This is a genomic window from Pantoea sp. FN0307, from assembly GCF_050113815.1.
Taxonomy (GTDB): Bacteria; Pseudomonadota; Gammaproteobacteria; order Enterobacterales; family Enterobacteriaceae; genus Mixta; species Mixta alhagi.
On the sequence record NZ_JBNJSO010000002.1, the window covers coordinates 447,251 to 469,395 of the forward strand.

Annotated in this window: 20 protein-coding genes and 1 other RNA gene; 15 read left to right on the top strand and 6 right to left on the bottom strand. The window is 53.8% G+C overall.

Going from position 1 to position 22,145, the window contains the following annotated elements; genetic code table 11:
- Window positions 1-117: 117 nt before the first annotated feature.
- Entirely contained in the window at window positions 118-876 is a 759-nt protein-coding gene (locus tag ACQE3Z_RS09690; protein ID WP_085070216.1) for a M48 family metallopeptidase, read from the bottom strand.
- 290 nt (window positions 877-1,166) lie between these two features.
- Between ACQE3Z_RS09690 and tkt the strand changes: the two genes are divergently transcribed.
- On the top strand, window positions 1,167-3,158 hold the full coding sequence (gene tkt, locus ACQE3Z_RS09695; protein WP_426973586.1) for a transketolase: 1,992 nt from the start codon (window positions 1,167-1,169) through the stop codon (window positions 3,156-3,158).
- Between the two features lie 273 nt (window positions 3,159-3,431).
- On the opposite strand, the gene ACQE3Z_RS09700 is transcribed toward tkt, so the two are convergent.
- Window positions 3,432-3,998, bottom strand: coding sequence for a bactofilin family protein (locus tag ACQE3Z_RS09700; protein ID WP_426973587.1), 567 nt, complete (start codon window positions 3,996-3,998; stop codon window positions 3,432-3,434).
- Window positions 3,999-4,639: 641 nt separating this feature from the next.
- Here ACQE3Z_RS09700 and epd point away from each other — a divergent pair.
- From epd to ACQE3Z_RS09730, 6 genes are all read left to right on the top strand, one after another.
- A complete protein-coding gene (gene epd / locus ACQE3Z_RS09705) occupies window positions 4,640-5,659 on the top strand; it encodes an erythrose-4-phosphate dehydrogenase (protein ID WP_250650821.1) in 1,020 nt (339 codons plus the stop codon).
- Window positions 5,660-5,709: 50 nt separating this feature from the next.
- A complete protein-coding gene (gene pgk, locus ACQE3Z_RS09710) occupies window positions 5,710-6,873 on the top strand; it encodes a phosphoglycerate kinase (RefSeq protein WP_085070223.1) in 1,164 nt (387 codons plus the stop codon).
- A 98-nt stretch (window positions 6,874-6,971) separates the two neighbouring features.
- Entirely contained in the window at window positions 6,972-8,051 is a 1,080-nt protein-coding gene (gene fbaA / locus ACQE3Z_RS09715; RefSeq protein ID WP_426973589.1) for a class II fructose-bisphosphate aldolase, read from the top strand.
- A 184-nt stretch (window positions 8,052-8,235) separates the two neighbouring features.
- On the top strand, window positions 8,236-9,129 hold the full coding sequence (mscS, locus tag ACQE3Z_RS09720) for a small-conductance mechanosensitive channel MscS (RefSeq protein WP_426973590.1): 894 nt from the start codon (window positions 8,236-8,238) through the stop codon (window positions 9,127-9,129).
- Between the two features lie 157 nt (window positions 9,130-9,286).
- Window positions 9,287-9,910 carry an arginine exporter ArgO gene (gene argO, locus ACQE3Z_RS09725; protein WP_426973591.1) on the top strand — a complete coding sequence of 208 codons (624 nt, stop codon included), beginning with the start codon at window positions 9,287-9,289 and terminating at the stop codon, window positions 9,908-9,910.
- A 175-nt stretch (window positions 9,911-10,085) separates the two neighbouring features.
- Window positions 10,086-10,808 carry an oxidative stress defense protein gene (locus tag ACQE3Z_RS09730; protein ID WP_426973592.1) on the top strand — a complete coding sequence of 241 codons (723 nt, stop codon included), beginning with the start codon at window positions 10,086-10,088 and terminating at the stop codon, window positions 10,806-10,808.
- Between the two features lie 235 nt (window positions 10,809-11,043).
- On the opposite strand, the gene ACQE3Z_RS09735 is transcribed toward ACQE3Z_RS09730, so the two are convergent.
- Window positions 11,044-11,958: a LysR family transcriptional regulator ArgP gene (locus ACQE3Z_RS09735; RefSeq protein ID WP_426973593.1), complete on the bottom strand. Its 915-nt coding sequence runs from the start codon at window positions 11,956-11,958 to the stop codon at window positions 11,044-11,046.
- A gap of 189 nt (window positions 11,959-12,147) precedes the next feature.
- Here ACQE3Z_RS09735 and rpiA point away from each other — a divergent pair, with 189 nt between their 5' ends.
- A complete protein-coding gene (gene rpiA, locus ACQE3Z_RS09740) occupies window positions 12,148-12,807 on the top strand; it encodes a ribose-5-phosphate isomerase RpiA (protein ID WP_426973594.1) in 660 nt (219 codons plus the stop codon).
- Between the two features lie 282 nt (window positions 12,808-13,089).
- Window positions 13,090-14,328, top strand: a complete 1,239-nt coding sequence (gene serA / locus ACQE3Z_RS09745) for a phosphoglycerate dehydrogenase (RefSeq protein WP_426973595.1) — start codon at window positions 13,090-13,092, stop codon at window positions 14,326-14,328.
- A 49-nt stretch (window positions 14,329-14,377) separates the two neighbouring features.
- Here serA and ACQE3Z_RS09750 read toward each other — a convergent pair whose 3' ends face one another.
- The 3 genes from ACQE3Z_RS09750 to zapA all read right to left on the bottom strand — a co-directional run bounded on the left by ACQE3Z_RS09750 (window position 14,378) and on the right by zapA (window position 15,619).
- Window positions 14,378-14,968, bottom strand: coding sequence for a 5-formyltetrahydrofolate cyclo-ligase (locus tag ACQE3Z_RS09750; RefSeq protein WP_426973596.1), 591 nt, complete (start codon window positions 14,966-14,968; stop codon window positions 14,378-14,380).
- A 97-nt stretch (window positions 14,969-15,065) separates the two neighbouring features.
- Window positions 15,066-15,249, bottom strand: a non-coding RNA gene (gene ssrS / locus ACQE3Z_RS09755) — 6S RNA.
- A 40-nt stretch (window positions 15,250-15,289) separates the two neighbouring features.
- Window positions 15,290-15,619 (bottom strand): cell division protein ZapA, encoded by a 330-nt coding sequence (gene zapA / locus ACQE3Z_RS09760; protein WP_085070241.1) that lies wholly within the window; start codon window positions 15,617-15,619, stop codon window positions 15,290-15,292.
- 168 nt (window positions 15,620-15,787) lie between these two features.
- Between zapA and ACQE3Z_RS09765 the strand changes: the two genes are divergently transcribed.
- The 6 genes from ACQE3Z_RS09765 (at window position 15,788) to gcvH (ending at window position 22,141) form a co-directional block, all read left to right on the top strand.
- Window positions 15,788-16,369: a YecA family protein gene (locus ACQE3Z_RS09765; protein ID WP_426973597.1), complete on the top strand. Its 582-nt coding sequence runs from the start codon at window positions 15,788-15,790 to the stop codon at window positions 16,367-16,369.
- A gap of 47 nt (window positions 16,370-16,416) precedes the next feature.
- Window positions 16,417-17,739, top strand: coding sequence for a Xaa-Pro aminopeptidase (pepP, locus tag ACQE3Z_RS09770; protein WP_426973598.1), 1,323 nt, complete (start codon window positions 16,417-16,419; stop codon window positions 17,737-17,739).
- Complete coding sequence (gene ubiH / locus ACQE3Z_RS09775; RefSeq protein WP_426973599.1) at window positions 17,736-18,914, top strand: 2-octaprenyl-6-methoxyphenyl hydroxylase; 1,179 nt, start codon at window positions 17,736-17,738, stop codon at window positions 18,912-18,914. The genes pepP and ubiH overlap by 4 nt, the downstream gene beginning before the upstream one ends.
- 13 nt (window positions 18,915-18,927) lie before the next feature.
- Entirely contained in the window at window positions 18,928-20,127 is a 1,200-nt protein-coding gene (ubiI, locus tag ACQE3Z_RS09780) for an FAD-dependent 2-octaprenylphenol hydroxylase (protein WP_426973601.1), read from the top strand.
- Window positions 20,128-20,638: 511 nt separating this feature from the next.
- Window positions 20,639-21,733, top strand: a complete 1,095-nt coding sequence (gene gcvT, locus ACQE3Z_RS09785) for a glycine cleavage system aminomethyltransferase GcvT (protein ID WP_426973603.1) — start codon at window positions 20,639-20,641, stop codon at window positions 21,731-21,733.
- 21 nt (window positions 21,734-21,754) lie between these two features.
- Window positions 21,755-22,141, top strand: coding sequence for a glycine cleavage system protein GcvH (gcvH, locus tag ACQE3Z_RS09790; RefSeq protein WP_085070253.1), 387 nt, complete (start codon window positions 21,755-21,757; stop codon window positions 22,139-22,141).
- Window positions 22,142-22,145: the final 4 nt, after the last annotated feature.

A 22,145-nucleotide genomic window follows, 5' to 3' on the forward strand; every position in this document is an offset into this window, starting at 1 on the left:
GCGACATTGTCAGGCGGCGGTCAGCGCTTTATTGCTTATCATGCACAAAGGAGGCGAAACGCCTCCTTTTTATGCCGCTGGCTAAAAAGAGATGGCGTAACGCCCCTGTGGGTTAACTTATTTAAGGCCGTCGGCAGCCATACGTTCACGGATATGCTGCGCGCGCGCCTCAGAAGCGGGATGGTCGTCAAACATCGAGCTCTGATGAGTGCCTTCCAGCTTCGCCAGCTTTTCAAAACTGGTAACCAGTCCGTTCGGATTGATGCCGCGTTTTTTCAGCAGGTCGTAAGAGTAATCATCCGCCTGAGATTCCTGGGTTTGCGAGAACTGCGCGCTAACCAGTTTCTGACCCAGTTCGCCGAGCTGTGATTGTGACAGCGAGGCCGCAATACCACCCATTGAGGCTGCAGCAGTGCGCGCCGCCGTGGTGGCGTAAGCGACCTGCATCGCTTTACGCGTATGGCCCAGCGCAACGTGACCCATCTCATGACCCAACACCGCTTCAACTTCGTTATCGGTCATCATATCCATCAGACCGCTATAAACGCGGATACAACCGTTGGCCATCGCCCAGGCGTTGACATCTTTGGTGAGATAAACCTTATAGTTGGCCGGCGTACCGTTAATGTTATTGCCCAGCGCGGCGGCGATCTTATCCAGACGTTTCTGGTAGGTGCTGCCTGGCTGAGCGATTTGCGCTTCGCTGTCCATCTGCTGGCATGACTGGTCGCTGAGCGTCTTAACCTGATCATTGCTGAGGGTAACGGCCTGGAAAGCCTGGGCGCCAGACTGCATCAGCGCGGAGCTGTCAATATTCTGACAGCCAGAAAGTAAAGTGGCGACCGACAGGGCCATCAAAGAAGCACGGATTTTCATTCCATTCATATCCCATAACAGTAACAAGCTAGTAAATATAATAAGTCCTGCATAAAACTACGCGTGGCGCTTTTTTCAGGAAGGCACCTTTATAGCGGTTTCAATATATAAAGCCCAGTAGACAACGCCGAAAGCGCGAAATGTCCCTGATATTTCGCATCTCACGCCATGTACTTCCACCCCGCTTTTCATGTACATTGTTTGGCGACTTTCCCTTGGCTTTGCCTGATAACTCATTAATTACAATAGGTTAAGGACGGCGAAGCAATAAATCCGACCTGGAGTAACACATGTCTTCTCGTAAAGAGCTTGCCAACGCCGTTCGCGCCTTGAGCATGGATGCAGTACAAAAAGCGAAATCTGGTCATCCGGGCGCCCCGATGGGCATGGCTGATATCGCCGAAGTGCTGTGGCGCGATTATCTGAACCATAATCCAACCAACCCTCTGTGGGCCGATCGCGATCGTTTCGTTCTTTCTAACGGTCACGGCTCGATGCTGATCTACAGCCTGCTGCACCTCACCGGTTACGATCTGCCAATCGACGAGCTGAAAAACTTCCGTCAGCTGCACTCTAAAACGCCGGGCCACCCGGAATATGGTTATACCGCAGGTGTGGAAACCACGACTGGACCGCTGGGGCAGGGGATTGCCAATGCGGTGGGTATGGCGATCGCTGAACGCACCATGGCGGCGCAGTTTAACCGTCCGAATCATGACATCGTTGATCACCATACTTATGTGTTTATGGGTGACGGCTGCATGATGGAAGGGATTTCCCATGAGGTTTGCTCGCTGGCCGGTACGCTGAAGCTGGGCAAGCTGGTGGCGTTTTACGATGACAACGGTATCTCTATCGATGGTCATATTGAAGGCTGGTTCAGCGACGATACCGCTGCCCGCTTCGAAGCCTACGGCTGGCACGTGGTGCGTGGCGTAGACGGCCACGATGCCGATGCGATCAAGAAAGCGATTGAAGAAGCGAAAGCGGTGAGCGATAAACCGTCGCTGCTGATGTGTAAAACCGTTATCGGCTTCGGCTCACCGAATAAAGCCGGTACGCATGATTCACACGGCGCGCCGCTGGGCGATGACGAGATCGTGCTGACCCGCAAACAGCTGGGCTGGGAACACGCGCCTTTTGTTATCCCTCAGGACATTTATGCGCAGTGGGATGCTAAAGAAGCAGGTCGGGTAAAAGAAGCCGCATGGCAGCAGAAATTTGATGCCTATGCGCAGGCTTATCCGGAGCTGGCCGCTGAGTTTACGCGTCGCATGAACAACGAGTTGCCGGCCAACTGGCAGGAAGAGTCGCAGAAATTTATCGAGCAGCTGCAGGCCAATCCGGCGAAAATCGCCAGCCGTAAAGCATCGCAGAATGCGATCGAAGCGTTCGGTAAACTGTTGCCGGAATACCTGGGCGGCTCTGCTGACCTGGCACCAAGCAACCTGACCATGTGGTCCGGCTCAAAAGGCATCAATGATGATGCGGCTGGTAACTATATCCACTACGGCGTACGTGAATTCGGCATGACCGCTATCGCTAACGGCATTGCGCTGCACGGTGGTTTCCTGCCTTACACTGCCACCTTCCTGATGTTCGTTGAGTATGCGCGTAACGCGGCGCGTATGGCTGCGCTGATGAAAATTCGTCAGGTGATGGTCTATACCCATGACTCTATCGGTCTGGGCGAAGATGGCCCGACTCACCAGCCGGTTGAGCAGATTGCCAGCCTGCGCGTCACGCCGAATATGAGCACCTGGCGTCCGTGCGATCAGGTTGAATCTGCCGTGGCGTGGAAATATGCCATTGAACGTCAGGATGGCCCGACAGCGCTGATTTTCTCCCGTCAGAATCTGGCACAGCAGTCACGTAGCCCTGAGCAGTTGGCAAACATTGCGCGCGGCGCCTACGTGCTGAAAGATTGCGAAGGCCAGCCGCAGCTGATCCTGATCGCAACCGGTTCAGAAGTTGAACTGGCGGTTGCTGCCTGGGATAAGCTGACTTCTGAAGGTTATCAGGTACGCGTGGTTTCTATGCCCTCTACCGATGCGTTCGATAAGCAGGATGAGGCTTACCGTGAATCAGTGCTGCCGAAAGCGGTTAGCGCGCGCGTAGCTATCGAAGCGGGTATTGCTGACTACTGGTATAAATATACCGGCCTGAACGGCGCGGTAATCGGCATGACCACCTTTGGTGAATCTGCCCCGGCGGAGAAGCTGTTCGAGCTGTTTGGCTTTACCGTTGAGAACGTGGTAGCAAAAGCGAAAGCGATTCTGTAAGAAAAAGGTTTGTCCGTTATGCGGACGAACCTGATATTTTCATGGCGCGCGGTTTAATAATCCGCGCGCCATTATTTATATGTTGTTTTATGCAGTAAAAATATCTTTTATGAAATTAGCCCCCCCATTGTCCAGCCCATTAATTTAGCAACTAATTACTTTCGTTAATAAACAGCGGAATTGCTGCAGCTAACCTTCTGGGCTTAAGAGTCTAACTGGCTGACGTAAAATCTATTCATTTAGTAGATGTTATTTTATTTATGAATCTGGCAATTAATAAACTTCAGGTTTCATCTGGAATGATAATTTATCCGGCACGTTATCCAGTACCTGTTGAATAATCGTAAACTGTTCATCGCTATTCTTATTATCAACTGCTGGCTTGCTTTCCGGCGGCGTTTTTTTTACCGCCAGCGGTTTCGACGTACCGTAAAAACGTCCGCTTTTATTGATAGAGAGATCGTCGCTTTCAATGGTGCCGTCAATTAAGCCGCGGGCGTTGATCTCTACAACCGCGCTGGCGCAAACGCCCGTGACTTTGCCATCCACAACAACCTTAGCGGCATAAATTTCTCCTTCCACGCTGCCTTTACTGAGCACGTAGACGGTTCGCTCCGCCGTGATGGTGCCGTCGATAGTACCGTTGATTTTCATATCGCCAGACGCTTTTATCTCACCGTTAATATGGCAATTAGAGGGAATAATAGTCGCTTCCTTGTCTACCACCATCGCGGCCGAAACCGTTTCGCTATTATCCTGTATTGGCTGCGGCGGAATATAACACGCCTGTTCTTCCGTAGCGGAATTACTGGCGGATGCGTTCTCTTTGCGTTTAAACATAATCAGTCCTTTGTGAGATGTTATATAGCGAAGTAAAGATAAAATAATGAAAGAGGTTATTAACGCCAACATTATTTTTAACAGGAGGATGAGTAGCTCCTGGCGGCTTTCCCATTCAAGACAATAAATCAGTAAAGCCGTAGCCCAGGTAAACCAGACGCCCCAAAGCAGCTTATAGTTCATAACGTCCTTTTACCGAACCAAAATAAGTGCGGTGCAGTCGTCACGACTGAACCTTTTATCAGGTAATACAGAGCTGTCAGATAATGTCTGCATTTAATACAGAGCATCAGGTCCTCCGCAAAGTGCGGGCGATGCATGACCACAGGTCTCCGCTTGCAGGCGGTTTGCATGTAAAGCAGGCGTTGATATTGTCTCACCATACTATGAGCGCTGGCAAAAGCGGGGATACCCACGGCAACTTTTATTCAAATTTGTGATCTGCGTCAGAAGTTTGTGCCAAGGGTTGATCGCTATCATTTTAATTATTCCTGGTAACGAATATTCTGGCTGAAGCGTTTCAGTTTCGACAATTCCTCACACTTTGGATGGATTGCGCTGGCGGATTTTTCCCTGTACAAATCGTAACGGCTGGCTCAGGCTATCGGCACGTATTTATCAGGTTCTGACGCAGGAGATGTATGACCCTTCGCGTAGCGATTAATGGCTTTGGCCGTATTGGACGCAGCGTACTACGTGCGCTGTACGAAACCGGCCGTCGGGCAGAAATTAGCGTGGTCGCCATTAATGAACTGGCGGAATCTGCCGGTATGGCGCATCTGTTGAAATATGATACCAGCCATGGTCGTTTTGCCTGGGAAGTGCGTCAGGAGCGCGATCTATTGTGGGTGGGTGAAGATACGATTCGTCTGCTGCATCAGGCGCAAATTGCCGATCTGCCATGGCGCGAACTCAATGTTGACGTGGTGCTGGATTGTACCGGCATCTGGGGTAGCCGGGCCGATGGCGAAGCCCATCTGCAGGCGGGGGCGAAGAAAGTGTTGTTTTCCCATCCCGGCGGCAACGATCTTGATGCCACGGTAGTCTTCGGCGTAAATGAGCAGGCGCTTAAACAAAGCGATCGCATTGTCTCCAACGCCTCATGCACGACTAACTGTATTATTCCGATTATTAAGCTGCTGGATGATGCTTTTGGCATCGAATCCGGCACCGTGACCACTATCCATTCCGCGATGCACGATCAGCAGGTGATCGATGCTTATCACAGCGATCTTCGCCGTACACGCGCTGCCAGTCAGTCGATCATTCCCGTTGATACGCGGCTTGCTGCGGGCATTGGACGCATCCTGCCGCAGTTCCACGATCGCTTTGAAGCGATCGCCGTGCGGGTGCCTACGATTAACGTGACCGCGATGGATCTCAGCGTTAGCGTCCGCGCAGCGGTCAGCGCGCGCGAGGTGAACGCCGTGCTGCAAAATGCCTCAGCGGGGGCTTTTAGTGGTATAGTTGACTATACGGAAATGCCGTTAGTCTCGATCGATTTTAATCACGATCCGCACAGTGCCATAGTGGACGGCACGCAAACGCGGGTCAGCGGTCACCACCTGGTTAAGACATTAGTCTGGTGTGACAATGAATGGGGCTTTGCTAACCGGATGCTCGACACGACGTTAGCAATGGCCGCAAGTGGTTTCAGGTAAGACGCGGATGCGTCTGACAAAACTTATGAGAATCAACGAGAGGGTTCACCATGTCTGTAATTAAGATGACCGATCTGGATCTTGCTGGTAAACGCGTTCTGATCCGTGCCGATCTCAACGTGCCGGTTAAAGAAGGGAAAGTGACGTCAGATGCGCGTATTCGCGCTTCGCTGCCGACCATCGAAGCTGCTCTGAAACAGGGCGCGAAAGTGATGGTGACTTCCCACCTGGGACGTCCGACCGAAGGCGAATACAACGAAGAGTTCTCGCTGCTGCCGGTAGTTAACTACCTGAAAGAGAAACTAAACGGCACCAACGTTACCCTGGCTAAAGATTACCTCGACGGCGTAGAAGTTGGCGCAGGTGAGCTGGTGGTGTTGGAAAACGTGCGTTTCAACAAAGGCGAGAAGAAAGACGACGAAACCCTCTCGAAAAAATATGCCGCGCTGTGTGACGTATTCGTTATGGACGCATTTGGTACCGCTCACCGCGCGCAGGCTTCTACGCATGGCGTAGGTAAATTTGCGCCGATCGCCTGTGCCGGCCCGCTGCTCTCTGCCGAGCTGGAAGCGCTGGGTAAAGTGATGAACAACCCGGCTCGTCCGCTGGTAGCGGTAGTGGGTGGTTCTAAAGTTTCTACCAAGTTCGACGTGCTGAACTCACTGGTTAAAATCGCTGACACCGTTATCGTCGGTGGCGGTATCGCCAACACCTTCGTGGCTATCGATAACAAAGTCGGTAAATCTCTGTATGAGCCGGATTTCGTTGAAGCCGCGAAAGGCCTGCGCGATCAGTACGCTATTCCGGTGCCTACCGACTCACGCGTGGGTACGGAATTCTCTGAAACTGCTCCGGCTACGGTGAAAAAAGTTAACGAAATCGCCGACAACGAAGAGATTATGGACTTCGGCGATGAAACGGCACAGTCCCTGGCGAAAGTGCTGAAAGAGGCGAAAACCATTCTGTGGAACGGCCCGGTAGGCGTGTTCGAATTCCCGAACTTCCGTAAAGGCACCGAAATCATCGCTAACGCCATCGCTGATAGCGAAGCGTTCTCTGTTGCTGGCGGCGGTGATACGCTGGCGGCAATCGATCTGTTTGGCATCGAAGATAAGATTTCTTATATCTCTACCGGCGGCGGCGCGTTCCTTGAGTTTGTGGAAGGTAAAAAACTGCCAGCGGTCGCTATGCTCGAAGAGCGTGCTAAACAGTAACTTTTAGGGCAGGGCTTTGCGTCCTGCCAGAACGTATTGCCCAGCTTACTTAAATGGGCGTGAATCCGTAACACGGCCGACGAAACAGGACAAAACAGATGTCTAAAATTTTTGATTTCGTAAAACCAGGCGTTGTCACCGGTGATGACGTACAAAAAGTATTTCAGGTAGCAAAAGAGAACAAATTCGCTCTGCCAGCCGTTAACTGCGTGGGCACCGATTCTATCAACGCCGTACTGGAAGCTGCTGCTAAAGCTCAGGCTCCGGTTATCGTTCAGTTCTCTAACGGCGGTGCCGCATTTATCGCGGGTAAAGGCTTTAAATCTGACGAGCCGCAGGCTGCTGCTATCGCTGGTGCGATCGCTGGTGCGCACCATGTGCATCTGATGGCAGAAAAATATGGTGTGCCGGTTATCCTGCACACCGACCACTGCGCGAAGAAACTGCTGCCGTGGATCGACGGTCTGCTGGACGCGGGCGAAAAACATTTCGCTCAGACCGGTAAGCCGCTGTTCTCTTCTCACATGATCGACCTGTCTGAAGAGACGCTGGAAGAAAACATCGAAATCTGCAGCAAATATCTGGCGCGTATGGCGAAAATGGATATGACGCTGGAGATCGAACTGGGCGTGACCGGTGGTGAAGAAGATGGCGTGGATAACTCCCATCTCGACAGCTCTGCGCTGTACACCCAGCCGGAAGACGTTGATTACGCTTATACCAGGTTGAGCGAAGTAAGCCATCGTTTCACCATCGCCGCCTCTTTCGGTAACGTACATGGCGTTTATAAGCCGGGTAACGTGGTTCTGACGCCGAAAATCCTGAAAAACTCTCAGGAATATGTGTGCCAGAAACATAACCTGCCGCACAATGCGCTGAACTTCGTGTTCCACGGTGGTTCTGGTTCTTCTGCTGAAGAGATCAAAGAATCTATCGACTACGGCGTAATCAAAATGAATATCGACACCGACACCCAATGGGCGACCTGGGACGGTATTCTGCAGTACTACAAAAAGAACGAAGGCTATCTGCAGGCGCAGCTGGGTAACCCGGAAGGCGACGATAAGCCGAACAAAAAATTCTACGATCCGCGCGTTTGGCTGCGTGCTGCACAGACTTCCATGGTTGTGCGTTTAGAGCAGGCATTTAAAGAGCTGAACAACATCAATACGCTGTAATCGCGAACTGATGATAAAAGGCCCCAGGGGGCCTTTTTTTTATGGCATTTTGCATGAAAAATGTAACCTTTATCGTCACTTATTTGGCGAAGCGGATGGTTATTGTTACCCTTGGTGCAGGGCTGCTCAGCTCTCACTAACGGTTTTCACAATCTCTTTTGGGGAAAGATAACAGGGTGAATAGATGGAAGATTTAGATGTGGTAAATGGCATCAGCAGCGCAGGCGGATGGCTGATACATAATCAGGCGTTGCTGATCGGTTATGCGGTTAATATTGTTGCCGCTTTCGCTATCCTTATTGTGGGGATGATTATCGCGCGCATCATTTCGAATGGAATAAACCGTCTGCTGCTCGCACGTCATATCGATGCCACCGTGGCAGATTTTCTGTCGGCGCTGGTGCGTTACGGCGTTATCGCCTTTACGTTGATTGCTGCGCTGGGGCGGGTCGGGGTACAGACGGCGTCGGTGATTGCCGTACTGGGTGCGGCAGGTTTGGCGGTGGGCCTCGCGTTACAAGGCTCACTCTCTAACCTTGCCGCAGGCGTACTACTGGTCACCTTCCGTCCGTTCCGTACCGGTGAGTTTGTCGATCTGGGCGGCGTAATGGGCACGGTATTGAATGTGCAGATCTTCTCTACGACGTTACGCAGCGCCGACGGTAAAATGGTAGTTGTCCCTAACGGGAAAATAATCTCTGGCAACATTGTTAACTTCTCACGCGAGCCGGTGCGCCGTAATGAGTTTATTATCGGTGTGGCCTACGATGCTGATGTCGATCAGGTGATCTCCCTGCTGCGTGAGGTTGTGGATGCCGATCCGCGCGTGTTGCAGGATAAAGGCGTACAGATTGGATTGAATGAAATGGCGCCTTCCTCGCTGAATTTTGTGGTGCGCTGCTGGAGTAATAGTGGCGAGCTGATAGATGTTTACTGGGATTTGATGAAAAATTTCAAGCGTGCGCTGGATGCGAACGGCATTGGTATTCCTTATCCGCAGATGGATGTTCATTTGCATCAGGTAAAGTCTGCTGAAGCGGAAAAAGCCAGCGCAGAAACCGTTAACGTTAAACAATAATGGCAAGCAATGGCAAACGCAGTGTAAGCCAGCGGGCGAGGTAACACCTCGCCCGCGCTGTTATTAGCTTCGCTGATATCTCATTAATTCTTTCCATTTCTCCTGCTTGTCCTGACGCTATACACTGCCCGCCATTATCCGCTTTGGGAAAAAGTTCATGTTATCCATCTACTTTCAAGGGCTTGCTTTGGGTGTGGCGCTGATATTGCCGCTGGGACCGCAAAACGCGTTTGTACTTAATCAGGGTATACGGCAGCAATATCATCTTATGACCGCCGCGCTCTGTACGCTAAGCGATATCATTCTGATTTCCGCCGGCGTTTTCGGCGGCAGCGCGCTGCTTAATCAGTCACCGCTGCTGCTGAATCTGGTGACCTGGGGCGGCGTCGCTTTTCTGTTGTGGTATGGCTGGGGCGCACTGCGTACGGCGGTTAGCGCTAATATTTCTCTTGCCTGTACCCAACTAAAGCAGCAAAGCCGCTGGCGAATTATCGCTACGCTGGTTGCGGTGACCTGGTTAAACCCGCACGTTTATCTGGATACCTTTGTCGTGCTGGGCAGCCTTGGTGGGCAACTGCCGCCAGAGGCGCGTCGCTGGTTCGCGCTCGGCACCGCCAGTGCCTCTTTTCTCTGGTTCTTTAGCCTGGCGTTGCTGGCGGCCTGGCTGTCACCACGGCTGAGTACGGTCGGCGCGCAGCGCATCATTAATCTGTTTGTCGGCGTAGTGATGTGGTTCATTGCCTTCAAACTGGCATTACAGGCGTTAACGGGCTTTTACTGAGCCGCTGGCAGAATTAAACGCGGCGCGCGGCAAAAAAGGAAACTTTTGCCACAATAAAAACTCAGAGGAGCACGCATGTCGCCCGCGGCTGGCTTGTGGCAGGCTTGCGTGGCCGTGATGGCAACTGCCAGTACGGTGCCCCGTTAATTTGTTTTGTCTTCAAGGAGGACCTTTCGTGAAACTGAAAGCACTGGCTCTGGCCGCAATGATGGTATTAAGTACCGGGCCGTTAATCGCTCAGGCGAATGAGCTACCCAACGGACCGCACGTTGTTACATCAGGACAGGCCAGCGTAGATGCCCGTCCTGACATCGCCACGCTGGCGATAGAAGTTAACGTTTCCTCCAAGGATGCCGCGGAAGCGAAAAAACAGGCGGACGATCGCGTGGCGCAATACTTCGATCTGCTAAGTAAAAATGGTATCGAGAAAAAAGATATCGATGCGGCGAACCTGCGTACCCAGCCAGAATATGACTACACCAAAGAGGGTAAATCGGTGCTGAAAGGCTACCGTGCGGTACGTCAGGTGCAGGTGACGCTGCGTCAGCTGGATAAGCTGAACGATTTACTGGATGGCGCGCTGAAGTCAGGGCTGAATGAGATTCGCTCGGTAGAGTTGGGCGTAGCGAATCCGGATGATTACAAAGCGAAGGCGCGACAGGCGGCGATTGAAAACGCCACGCAGCAGGCGGCGGCGCTGGCAAAAGGCTTTAACGCTAAGCTGGGCCAGGTTTATAGCGTGCGCTACCATGTTGCCAACTATCAGCCGATGCCAATTGCGCGTATGTACAAAGCCGCTGAGGCTGCGCCAATGACCTCTGCTCAGCAAACGTATGAGCAGCAGAGCATTCATTTTGACGATCAGGTTGATGTGGTGTTCGAACTACAGCGTAACTAGTTGAACCCGGCAGAAATGCCATCTGAATAGCCTAAAGGACTTCTCACGCCTTAGGTTGCGGAAGCAGGGCGCTTGCGCGGGAAGTGCAGGCCGATCGTAAAGACGCAAAAAACGTCATCCCTGACAGCTCGGCCCGCGCCATCCATGGCGCGGGACGCTTTACTCCTCTGCCTGCACTCCCCGAGCCTTAGGTTTTGGGCGTTAATGTGCAGGCAAGCATGTCTTTCATCGCGCCTTAACCGCTAATCGCTTTATCTTCTTCCTGACGCAATACACGATGACCATGCGCCAGCAACGCATCGGTGACCTTACGCATCAGGCGGCTTTCTGGCGCAAAGCGGTGCCAGTAAAGCATCCGGCGCTGATAAAGGCCGGGTGTAAGATCGATTAGCTCACCGCTTGCCAGCTCTCTTTCGATTTGCAGGTGTGGGATCATACAGCAGGTCGAGCCCTGACGTGCCAGCTGCACAAACGCCTCAGACGAATTAACGATATGGCAAGGCACGCTGCCGGGCGATAAATCAAAATTCTGCTGTAAAAAGGCCTGGTGCATATCATCAAGATGATCAAAGGCCACCGCTGGCGCTTTTAGCAACGCTGAGCGCGTTACGCCATTAGGAAAGTAGCGTGCGGCGAACTCAGGCGAGCCGACAAACAGGTAATCCAGCGCGCCAAGCCGATCCACTAAACAGCTGGGCAGCGGCTGCGGCTGAATACTCACGGCCCCGACAACCTCACCACGACGTAAGCGTTCCTGCGTGCGGGTTTCATCTTCCACCTGTAAATTCAGGCGTACCGGCGAATCGGTTAAAACATCTTTTAGCGCGGGCAGCAGCCAGGTCGCCAGACTGTCCGCGTTTACCGCCAGTGACAGCAGCAACGGCGTTGTGCCGCCGTTTTCATCCCCCAGCCACTCATCTTCCAGCAGCTCTACCTGATGCAGCAAAGCCAGCAGTTTTTGTCCCTGTTCGGTCGGGCGGGGCGGAATAGTGCGCACCAGCAAAGGTTGACCGAACATGTTCTCCAGCTGCTTTATACGTTGTGACACCGCCGACTGGGTGATACACAATTTTTGCGCCGCGCGCTCAAAGCCGCGCTCGCGAATCACAGCGTCCAGAGCCTGAAGCGTTCGATAATCGGGTCTTTTCATTGTTATTCTGTTCTCCTTCAGGAACGGCGGGACACTATGCCATAAAATTAATACTTTGCGGCTGCGGATAACGACGACAGTTTGTGGACTGCTTTGCAAAGCGACAAAACACCGCGTGTCCAACAGGCATTTTAGCCAGAGCTTGTTTTATACTACGCGCACACTATTAGCACAGGTTTTAAACATACCATGACGCAGGATGAACTGAAAAAAGCAGTTGGCTGGGCCGCGCTGGATTATGTCACGCCAGGGACCATTGTTGGCGTGGGCACCGGCTCGACCGCCGCCCACTTTATTGATGCACTCGGCTCGATCAAACACCAAATCGAGGGGGCGGTTTCCAGCTCAGAGGCTTCTACGCTGAAGCTAAAAGGTCTGGGTATCCCGGTATTCGATCTTAACGAGGTCGACTCTCTGGCGGTATACGTTGACGGCGCCGATGAAATCAACCCGCAGATGCAGATGATCAAGGGCGGCGGCGCGGCGCTGACGCGTGAGAAGATCATCGCGGCGGTCGCGGATAAGTTTATCTGCATCGCTGATGCGTCAAAGCAGGTTGATGTGCTGGGCGCTTTCCCGCTGCCGGTGGAAGTGATCCCTATGGCGCGTTCTTATGTGGCGCGTGAACTGGTGAAGCTGGGCGGCCTGCCGGAATATCGTCAGCAGGTGGTAACCGATAATGGCAACATTATTCTCGACGTACATAATCTCAGCATTGTGAACCCGACCGAGCTGGAGCGCGCCATCAATGCGTTGCCTGGCGTAGTAACGGTGGGGCTTTTTGCCGCACGCGGCGCCGATGTGGCACTGATCGGCGGCCCTGATGGGGTAAAAACCATTACCCAATGATCTGACCGGCGCGTCTGCCGCGCCGGTTATTTCTTGCTGAAAAACATCTTTTCTACGCACGGCATAATTTGGTGACTTATGTCACATAACGGGTGTCTGCAATGCTATCGTTCTGCCAGTAACGCGCTTCTCATCATAATCTGTTGAATCCGTCTTAATCCACATTTACCCATGCTAAGCGGCAGGCAATCGTTTGTATTGCCGTGCGCGTAAATTTTGATATTTTGGCAGAAGGCTGGCTTATTACAGCCTCTTCTGAAGTCTGCAAAATAGGGTCGGGAAATGGCAAAAGTATCGCTGGAGAAAGACAAAATTAAGTTTCTGCTGGTGGAAGGCGTTCACCAAAGCGCGCTGGATAATTTGCGTGCGGCAGGTTACACCAATATTGAATATCACAAAGGCGCGCTGGATAGCGAAGCGCTGAAAGCCTCCATTCGCGATGCGCACTTTATCGGTATTCGTTCCCGTACTCAGCTGACTGAAGAGATTCTTGCCGCAGCTGAAAAGCTGGTGGCCGTAGGCTGCTTCTGTATCGGCACCAATCAGGTGGATTTAGACGCGGCGGCAAAACGCGGCGTGCCGGTGTTCAATGCGCCGTTCTCGAATACGCGTTCAGTGGCGGAACTGGTTATCGGGGAGATGCTGTTGCTGATGCGCGGCATCCCAGAGGCGAATGCCAAAGCCCATCGCGGCATCTGGAATAAACAGGCCGCCGGTTCGTATGAGGCGCGCGGTAAGAAACTGGGTATTATTGGCTACGGTCATATCGGCATGCAGCTGGGCGTGCTGGCGGAAAGCCTGGGCATGCATGTCTTTTTCTACGATATTGAGAACAAACTGCCGCTGGGCAATGCCACGCAGGTCACGCATCTTTCCGACTTGCTGAATATGAGCGATGTTGTCAGCCTGCACGTGCCGGAAACCTCCTCTACCCAAAATATGATGGGAGCAGAGGAGCTGGCCTTGATGAAGCCCGGCTCGCTGTTAATTAACGCCTCGCGCGGAACGGTGGTGGATATTCCCGCGCTCTGCCAGGTACTGGCGAATAAACATCTGTCCGGTGCAGCTATCGATGTCTTTCCTGAAGAGCCGGCGACCAACAGCGATCCGTTTAACTCCCCGCTGTGCGAATTCGACAATGTGATCCTGACGCCGCATATCGGCGGCTCAACGCAGGAAGCGCAGGAGAATATCGGCATTGAAGTCGCTGGCAAGCTGGCAAAATATTCTGATAACGGCTCTACGCTCTCTGCCGTTAACTTCCCGGAAGTTTCACTGCCTACGCATGGCGCACACGTTAGCCGTCTGCTGCATATCCATGAAAACCGTCCAGGGGTGCTGACCGCCATTAACCAGATTTTTGCGGAGCAGGGGATCAATATCTCTGCACAGTATCTGCAAACCACGCCGATGATGGGCTATGTGGTTATCGATATTGATGCGGAACTGGATGTTGCGCATAAAGCGCTGACGCTGATGAAAGCGATTCCGGGCACGATGCGCGCGCGCCTGCTTTACTGATTACCCACGTTTATCTCTGCCGACGCCGCCTTGATTTTCAGGCGGCGTTTTACGTTTCCCACTGCCACAAACGGGAAGGGGTTAAAATCGCCGGCAACGGGATATCCCAGGCTTCGACAGGCAGCGTATCCACCTGCTGACAGTCGTGCGCCAGACCGATGGGAAGAAAACCATGGCTGCGCCAGTGCTGCAGGGTACGATCGTAAAACCCGCCCCCCATTCCCAGACGCTGTCCCTGCTTATCAAACGCCACCAGCGGCACAAACATCACGTCCAGCTGGCTGAGCGGAATAATATGCCGCACGTCCAGCGGCGGCTCCGGAATGCGTAGCCGATTGGGGATCAGTATTGTTTCCGGCGTATAGTGGATAAACAACAGGTTTCCCGGCGAGAAAGGGTGTAATACCGGCAGATAAACCTGCTTGTGCTGCTGCCAGAGCCGGGCAATCAGCGGACGGGTATTGAGCTCGCCATCAACCGACAGAAACAGCGCGATATGCTGAGCCCGATCCATCGACGCTACGTTTAATGCATGTTCAGCGACGCTATTTGCCGCGCACGTTTGCTGCTCTGCACCGAGTCCACGCCGTAAATGGCGTACATGCGTACGTATAGCCTGTCGTTCAAGAGATAAAGACATAGGGGTTCCTGCGCCAGCGGGCAATGCTGCGAATATAGCACAGAGAAGACGAAGGATTTACAGGCGAACGCAAGGCGTTACTGCTGAGGAAAAGAAAGGAATCTCCGAGATGCCGCCGTAGGCTGTAACCCTTGAACCCTTGGTTCAAGGTGAATGTGTCGTCGTAACCATTAGGCTTCCCGGACGAACCGGGCATGCACACAGGCTGCGGAGCGCCACACTCTGTGGTTTTGAAATATCGGCTCAGGGGACTGGCCCACTTGCAAACATCTCAGAGAAATTGTACTTCACCGCCACTGTATCACAGCAGGCCGTAAAGTGTTATTCGAACTTCGCACCCTGGCGTTCAGTTATGCGACCTTGCTCAAGCAACGCTTGTTCAATGGTCTGTTGCAGCATTCGAATGCGTTGTTCCATGTTAGCAGCGTAGTCCCGGGTTTTCCCCTTTTCCTGCGCCAGCTCATGGCAAATGTTCAACGCAGCGATGAACACCAGCTGCTCTGTATTTGTGACTCTAGTGCGAACTTTCAGATCTTGCAACCGCTGATTAAGATCTTCCGCCGCCGCGTTCAGCGCATCTTGCTGTTCAGGCGGACAATTCACGCGTAACGAACGTCCAAAAATCTGAATATCTACCGGTTGTGCAGACATGCCACCTTCCTGACTGATTACTGCGCCCGCATCGTTCTGAACCTGCTCCGGCTCAGAAGGGGCGCCACTATATCTACCCTTGCGTGAAGAAACAAGCCCTTTCTGGAAACCTCAAGGCACCTGGTGGTAGCATAACACGAACTTACTCCGCCAACGATGATAATGCATATGTCTACAGATAACACACAGCCGGGCTATCAGACGCTGGCATCCCTCCTGACCCAACAGGGGGTGGGAATGACGCCGGCTGAAATGCACGGCTTGATCAGCGGCATTGTCTGCGGTGGCAATAAAGATCACAGCTGGAAAGCGCTGGTGCACGATCTTGCCAACGAAGGATTAGCCTTCTCACAATCGCTCTCGCAGCCGCTACAGGCACTGCATGCGCATATTCAGGATACGCTGGAAGAAGAGGGCTTTCTGTTTCAGCTGATGCTGCCCGACGAAGACCAAAGCAGCGTCTTTGAGCGCGCGGATGGGTTAGCCGGCTGGGTTAACCATTTTCTGCTAGGGCTGGGCGTAACGCAGCCTAAACTGGATAAAGTCAAAGGCGAAGCGGGCGAAGCCATCGACGATCTGCGCACCATTGCGCAGCTTGGCTATGATGAAGAGGACGACCAGGAAGAGCTGGAGCAGTCAATGGAAGAGGTTATTGAGTATGTGCGCGTAGCCGCCTTGCTATGCTATGAAACCTTTAATCCGCCGATGCCGCCGGGCGCGCCGGAAGAGAAAAAGGTTACGCTGCACTGATGGTTTGCTATCGCCGCGCGGCGGCCTAACTCAGGGAGAAGATACGGATGATTACGCTGGATACTTTTTTGCAGCGCCGTCAGGCGCTGTTGTCGCGTATGGCTGTGGGCAGCGCGGCGTTAATTTTTGCGGCGCCGGAAGTGACGCGCAGCGCGGATAGCGAATACCCTTTCCGCCAGCATAGCGATTTCTGGTATTTCACCGGCTTCAACGAGCCCGAAGCGCTGCTGCTATTGATTAAAAGCAGTGAAACCCACAACCACAGCGTGCTGTTTAACCGCGTACGCGATAAACAGGCGGAAATCTGGTTTGGTCGCCGTTTGGGGCAGGATGCTGCGCCGGAAAAGCTGGGCGTGGATCGCGCGCTGCCCTGGGATGCGCTGGACGAACAGCTTCATCAGCTGCTGAACGGGCTGGAGGTGGTTTACCATGCGCAGGGCGAATATGAATTTGCCGATCGTATCCTGTTCAGCGCGTTAGAAAAGCTGCGTCGCGGCTTCCGGCAAAATCTGCAGGCGCCGAATACGCTAACTGACTGGCGGCCCTGGGTGCATGAGATGCGCCTGTTTAAAGCACCGGAAGAGCTGGAAATATTACGCCGCGCCGGAAAAATCAGTGCGATGGCGCATACGCGCGCTATGCAGGCCTGTCGGCCCGGCATGTTTGAATATCAACTGGCGGGTGAAATTCATCATGAGTTTACCCGTCACGGCGCACGACATCCTTCTTACAACACCATTGTTGGCGGCGGCGAAAATGCCTGCATTCTGCACTACACCGAAAACGAGAGCGCGCTGCGCGATGGCGACCTGGTGCTGATCGATGCCGGCTGTGAACTGCACGGTTATGCAGGCGATATTACCCGCACCTTCCCGGTTAACGGCCGGTTCAGTGCGCCGCAGCGGGCGATTTACAACATTGTGCTGGCTTCGCTGTACAAAGCGCTGTCGCTGTTTCGTCCCGGCACCAGCATTCGTGAGGTGAACCAGGAGGTGGTGCGGGTCATGGTTACCGGGCTGGTGGAGCTGGGCGTGATGAAAGGTGATGTGGAATTGCTGATCGCTGAAAACGCCCATCGACAGTTCTTCATGCACGGCCTGAGTCACTGGCTGGGGCTGGATGTACATGATGTCGGTGATTACGGCACGCCGGATCGTGGACGTATTCTGGAGCCGGGCATGGTGCTTACCGTTGAGCCGGGGCTTTATATCGCGCCGGATGCGGATGTACCGGCTGAATATCGCGGCATCGGCATTCGTATTGAAGATGACATCGTGATTACCGAACAAGGAAATGAAAATCTTACCGATAGCGTGGTGAAAGATGTTGATGCTATCGAAGCGCTGATGGCGGCAGCGCAGCAGGCATGAGCGTGATCATTGCCGGTGGCGGCATGACCGGCGCAACGCTGGCGCTGGCGCTTTCGCATCTGACGCAGGGAAAGATGCCGGTTACGCTAATTGAAGCGATTGCGCCGGGAGAACGCGCCCATCCAGGCTATGACGGACGCGCGATTGCGCTGGCGGCAGGAACCTGTCAGCAGCTGGCGGCCATTAATCTCTGGCCTGCGCTTGCCGACTGCGCAACGCCAATTACCCATGTTCACGTTAGCGATCGCGGTCACGCCGGGTTTGTAAACATCGATGCCGCTGATTATGGCGTTAACGCTTTGGGCAATGTGGTTGAGCTGCACGAAGTGGGAAACCGGTTATATCAGCGGTTACGTAAGGCTCCCGGCGTGACGCTGCGCTGCCCGGAGCAGGTAAGCCGCGTTGAACAGCATCAGGATCATATCAATGTTACCCTGACCAGCGGAGAGCAGCTGCAGGGGCGTTTACTGGTCGCGGCGGATGGTTCCCGTTCACGCGTGGCTGCTGCCTGCGGCGTTCAGTGGCAGCGGAGTGACTATCAACAAATCGCCGTTATCGCCAACGTGACGACGCAAATTGCTCATCAGGGACGCGCTTTTGAGCGCTTTACCGAACATGGCCCGCTGGCCTTGCTGCCGATGTCGCATGGCCGCAGTTCGCTGGTCTGGTGTCATCCACCAGCAGCGCAATCGCGTATCGATAGCTGGAGCGACGCCGGGTTTTTAGCTGAACTTCAGCAGGCGTTTGGCTGGCGGCTGGGACGTTTTACCCATGTAGGACAGCGCGCCAGCTACCCGCTGGCGCTGCAAAGCGCCAGCCAGACAGTAGCGCATCGGCTGGCGTTGGTGGGCAACGCGGCACAGACCTTACATCCGATTGCCGGACAGGGATTTAACCTTGGCATACGTGACGTGATGTCGCTGGCTGAAACGCTGGCGGCAGCGCAACGCCAGCAGGAAGACCCGGGCAGTTTTGCCGTACTACAGCATTATCGTCAACGGCGAAAGGCGGATCGCGCCGCCACTATCGGCATTACCGATGGGCTGGTGCGGCTGTTTGCTAACCGTTATCTGCCGCTGGTGGCAGGACGTAATTTTGGCCTGATGACAATGGACAATTTACCCTGGCTGCGCAACCGCCTGGCGGAGCGTACGCTTGGCTGGGTAACGCGCTGAAAAGAGGATTTCAATGCAAACTTATGATGTGGTGATCGCCGGTGGCGGAATGGTGGGGCTGGCGGTAGCCTGCGGATTACAGGGCTGCGGCCTGCGTATCGCGGTGCTGGAAAAATCTGCGCCGGAACCCTTTAACCCCAGCGAGCCGCACGGCCTGCGCGTTTCTGCGATCAATGCCGCCAGCGAACGGCTACTACAGCATCTTGATGTCTGGTCCGCGATTCTGGCGCAGCGCGCAAGCGCCTATCACGGCATGGAGGTATGGGATCGCGATAGTTTTGGCCGCATTGAATTTGATGAGCCGCAGGGCGTCAGCCATCTTGGCCACATTATTGAAAATCAGGCTATCCATCACGCTTTATGGCAGCGTGCGCAACAGTTGAGTGATATCACGCTGCTGGCACCGGCTCAGCTGCAGCAGGTCGCTTTTGGCGATAACGAAGCTTTTATCACATTGCAGGATGGCAGCATGATGAGCGCGCGCCTGCTGGTTGGGGCTGACGGTGCGCACTCCTGGCTGCGTGAAAAGGCCGATATTCCCTTAACCTTCTGGGATTATCAGCATCACGCGCTGGTTGCGAATATTCGTACCGAACAGCCGCATCAGGCGGTGGCGCGTCAGGTTTTCCATGGCGAAGGCATACTGGCTTTCCTGCCGCTGAGCGATGCGCATCTTTGTTCGATTGTCTGGTCATTGCCGCCGCAGGAAGCGACCCGGCTGCGTGAAATGCCTGCCGCGCTGTTTAATCAGCAACTGTCGGTCGCTTTCGATATGCGTCTTGGCCTGTGTGAGCTGGAGAGCGAACGGCAGACATTTCCTTTGACGGCGCGCTATGCCCGCCAGTTTGCGGCCCATCGGCTGGCGCTGGTTGGCGATGCGGCCCATACCATCCATCCGCTTGCCGGACAGGGCGTTAACCTGGGCTTTATGGATGCTGCGGAGCTTACCGGTGAAATCCGCCGCCTGCAGCAGCAGGGCAAAGATATCGGTCAGCATCTCTATCTGCGTCGCTATGAGCGTAGCCGCAAACACAGCGCGGCACTCATGTTGGCTAATATGCAGGGATTTCGTGAGCTGTTTGCCGGCAACCATCCTGCGAAAAAGCTATTGCGCGATGTTGGCCTGCGGCTGGCGGATCGTCTGCCGGGCGTTAAGCCCCGGTTGCTGAAACAGGCGATGGGCTTACATGACCTGCCGGAATGGTTACGCTAAGCGCAGCCTGCTGACAGGGCATTTACACGTCAAACCTACAGCGCGGGTTTGTAGCCCACTATCTCAGGGCCGTTCGGCCCTTTTTTGCGCCGTTAATCATCTGTTATAGCTTTTTCACGCATTTTTCTCTGCTTTGCACCAGTCTGAAGCAGCTGCACGCTTTTGGCTCGTTCGTTTGAATTATTCTAATTTAACCCCTCCGTTCGCATTATTTTTTCTAATGCGTAAAGCTGTTTGCCAGTGGCTGTTTTTAACGTTATTTATTCGCTGGCTGGTTTTTAAACTGCTTTGTTGCGCTTCTGTTGCTGGTTATGTGCCTTGCCACGCATTTTTTCAGTGAAAAGTTCTGCACAATCCCTGTGGTCTTCAACGCTGTCAGAATGAATTCGCCCTTGTTTAGCTTATGGTTAAACGGCTCATTCAGTGATAACGTCGAATGAAAGAGAACGTTTGCGTCGGACGTTTTAGCCTCTTTTAGCGTCTGATCACCCCGTTAACGCACAGGAATGTTATGAAGCAGACTCCTTTGTATCAACAGCATCAAGCGTGCGGCGCCCGCATGGTCGATTTCCACGGCTGGATGATGCCGCTGCACTATGGCTCGCAGATGGATGAACATCATGCGGTGCGGACAGATGCCGGTATGTTTGATGTCTCCCATATGACCATTGTGGATCTCCGGGGTGAAGGCACCCGGGCGTTTCTGCGCATACTGCTGGCGAATGATGTCGCGCGACTGACGCAGCCAGGAAAGGCACTTTACAGCGCCATGCTCAATGCTTCCGGTGGCGTGATTGATGATTTGATTGTTTACTTTATGAGCGACAGCTGGTTCCGGCTGGTGGTGAACTCCGCTACGCGCGAAAAAGATCTGGCGTGGATAGGCGAGCATGCGCAGCCCTACGATGTGTCGTTACAGGTACGTGACGATCTGGCGTTGATTGCCGTACAGGGACCGAATGCCCAGCAGAAAGCGCAAACGCTGTTTAGCGATGCGCAGCGTCAGGCCGTGAGCGGTATGAAGCCCTTTTTCGGCGTTGAGTCAGACGGCTTTTTTATCGCCACCACCGGCTATACCGGCGAAAACGGTTATGAAATCGCACTGCCAGGTGAGCAGGCCGCTGAATTTTGGCAGCAGCTGTTGGCTGCGGGCGTAAAGCCTGCCGGACTGGGCGCGCGTGACACGCTGCGTCTGGAGGCGGGGATGAATCTTTACGGCCAGGATATGGATGAAGGCGTCTCGCCACTGGCGGCGAATATGGGCTGGACGCTCTGCTGGGAGCCAGCCGATCGTCAGTTTATCGGGCGCGAGGCGCTGGAGCATCAGCGTGAAAAGGGCACCGAGAAGCTGGTTGGCCTGGTGATGACGGAAAAGGGCGTGTTGCGTAATGGTTTGCCGGTAATGTTTACCGATGCGCAGGGCAACCTGCAGCAGGGAGTAATTACCAGCGGCTCTTTTTCTCCAACGTTAGGCTGCAGCATTGCGCTGGCCCGCGTTCCGGCGGGTATTGGCGAGCAGGCCATCGTACAGATTCGTAATCGGGAAATGCCGGTCAACGTCACTAAACCTATTTTTGTTCGCGCCGGTAAACCGGTCGCTCAGTAACCAGTGCAGGAGAATGCAGCGATGAGCAATGTGCCAAATGAATTAAAATATCGTGAAAGTCATGAATGGGTGCGTAAGGAAGCGGACGGCACTTATACCGTTGGCATTACTGAACATGCGCAGGAGCTGCTGGGCGATATGGTATTTATCGACCTGCCGGAAGTAGGCAGCAGCTTTGCCGCCGGTGACGACTGCGCGGTCGCGGAATCGGTCAAGGCGGCTTCTGATATTTACGCCCCGTTAAGCGGCGAGGTTGTGGCGGTTAACGATGCGCTGGAAACTTCGCCGGAGCTGGTTAACAGCGAGCCTTACGCTTCCGGCTGGCTGTTTCGCCTCAAAGCCAGCGATGAATCTGAACTGGAGCAACTGATGGATGCGGAAGCCTATCTGGCCTCCATTGATGAGTAATCTC

Bases quoted from the DNA above. Each gene is read 5' to 3' on its own strand.
- ACQE3Z_RS09690 (WP_085070216.1), bottom strand. From the start codon at position 876: ATGAAAATCCGTGCTTCTTTGATGGCCCTGTCGGTCGCCACTTTACTT.
- tkt (WP_426973586.1), top strand. From the start codon at position 1,167: ATGTCTTCTCGTAAAGAGCTTGCCAACGCCGTTCGCGCCTTGAGCATG.
- ACQE3Z_RS09700 (WP_426973587.1), bottom strand. From the start codon at position 3,998: ATGTTTAAACGCAAAGAGAACGCATCCGCCAGTAATTCCGCTACGGAA.
- epd (WP_250650821.1), top strand. From the start codon at position 4,640: ATGACCCTTCGCGTAGCGATTAATGGCTTTGGCCGTATTGGACGCAGC.
- pgk (WP_085070223.1), top strand. From the start codon at position 5,710: ATGTCTGTAATTAAGATGACCGATCTGGATCTTGCTGGTAAACGCGTT.
- fbaA (WP_426973589.1), top strand. From the start codon at position 6,972: ATGTCTAAAATTTTTGATTTCGTAAAACCAGGCGTTGTCACCGGTGAT.
- mscS (WP_426973590.1), top strand. From the start codon at position 8,236: ATGGAAGATTTAGATGTGGTAAATGGCATCAGCAGCGCAGGCGGATGG.
- argO (WP_426973591.1), top strand. From the start codon at position 9,287: ATGTTATCCATCTACTTTCAAGGGCTTGCTTTGGGTGTGGCGCTGATA.
- ACQE3Z_RS09735 (WP_426973593.1), bottom strand. From the start codon at position 11,958: ATGAAAAGACCCGATTATCGAACGCTTCAGGCTCTGGACGCTGTGATT.
- rpiA (WP_426973594.1), top strand. From the start codon at position 12,148: ATGACGCAGGATGAACTGAAAAAAGCAGTTGGCTGGGCCGCGCTGGAT.
- serA (WP_426973595.1), top strand. From the start codon at position 13,090: ATGGCAAAAGTATCGCTGGAGAAAGACAAAATTAAGTTTCTGCTGGTG.
- ACQE3Z_RS09750 (WP_426973596.1), bottom strand. From the start codon at position 14,968: ATGTCTTTATCTCTTGAACGACAGGCTATACGTACGCATGTACGCCAT.
- zapA (WP_085070241.1), bottom strand. From the start codon at position 15,619: ATGTCTGCACAACCGGTAGATATTCAGATTTTTGGACGTTCGTTACGC.
- ACQE3Z_RS09765 (WP_426973597.1), top strand. From the start codon at position 15,788: ATGTCTACAGATAACACACAGCCGGGCTATCAGACGCTGGCATCCCTC.
- pepP (WP_426973598.1), top strand. From the start codon at position 16,417: ATGATTACGCTGGATACTTTTTTGCAGCGCCGTCAGGCGCTGTTGTCG.
- ubiH (WP_426973599.1), top strand. From the start codon at position 17,736: ATGAGCGTGATCATTGCCGGTGGCGGCATGACCGGCGCAACGCTGGCG.
- ubiI (WP_426973601.1), top strand. From the start codon at position 18,928: ATGCAAACTTATGATGTGGTGATCGCCGGTGGCGGAATGGTGGGGCTG.
- gcvT (WP_426973603.1), top strand. From the start codon at position 20,639: ATGAAGCAGACTCCTTTGTATCAACAGCATCAAGCGTGCGGCGCCCGC.
- gcvH (WP_085070253.1), top strand. From the start codon at position 21,755: ATGAGCAATGTGCCAAATGAATTAAAATATCGTGAAAGTCATGAATGG.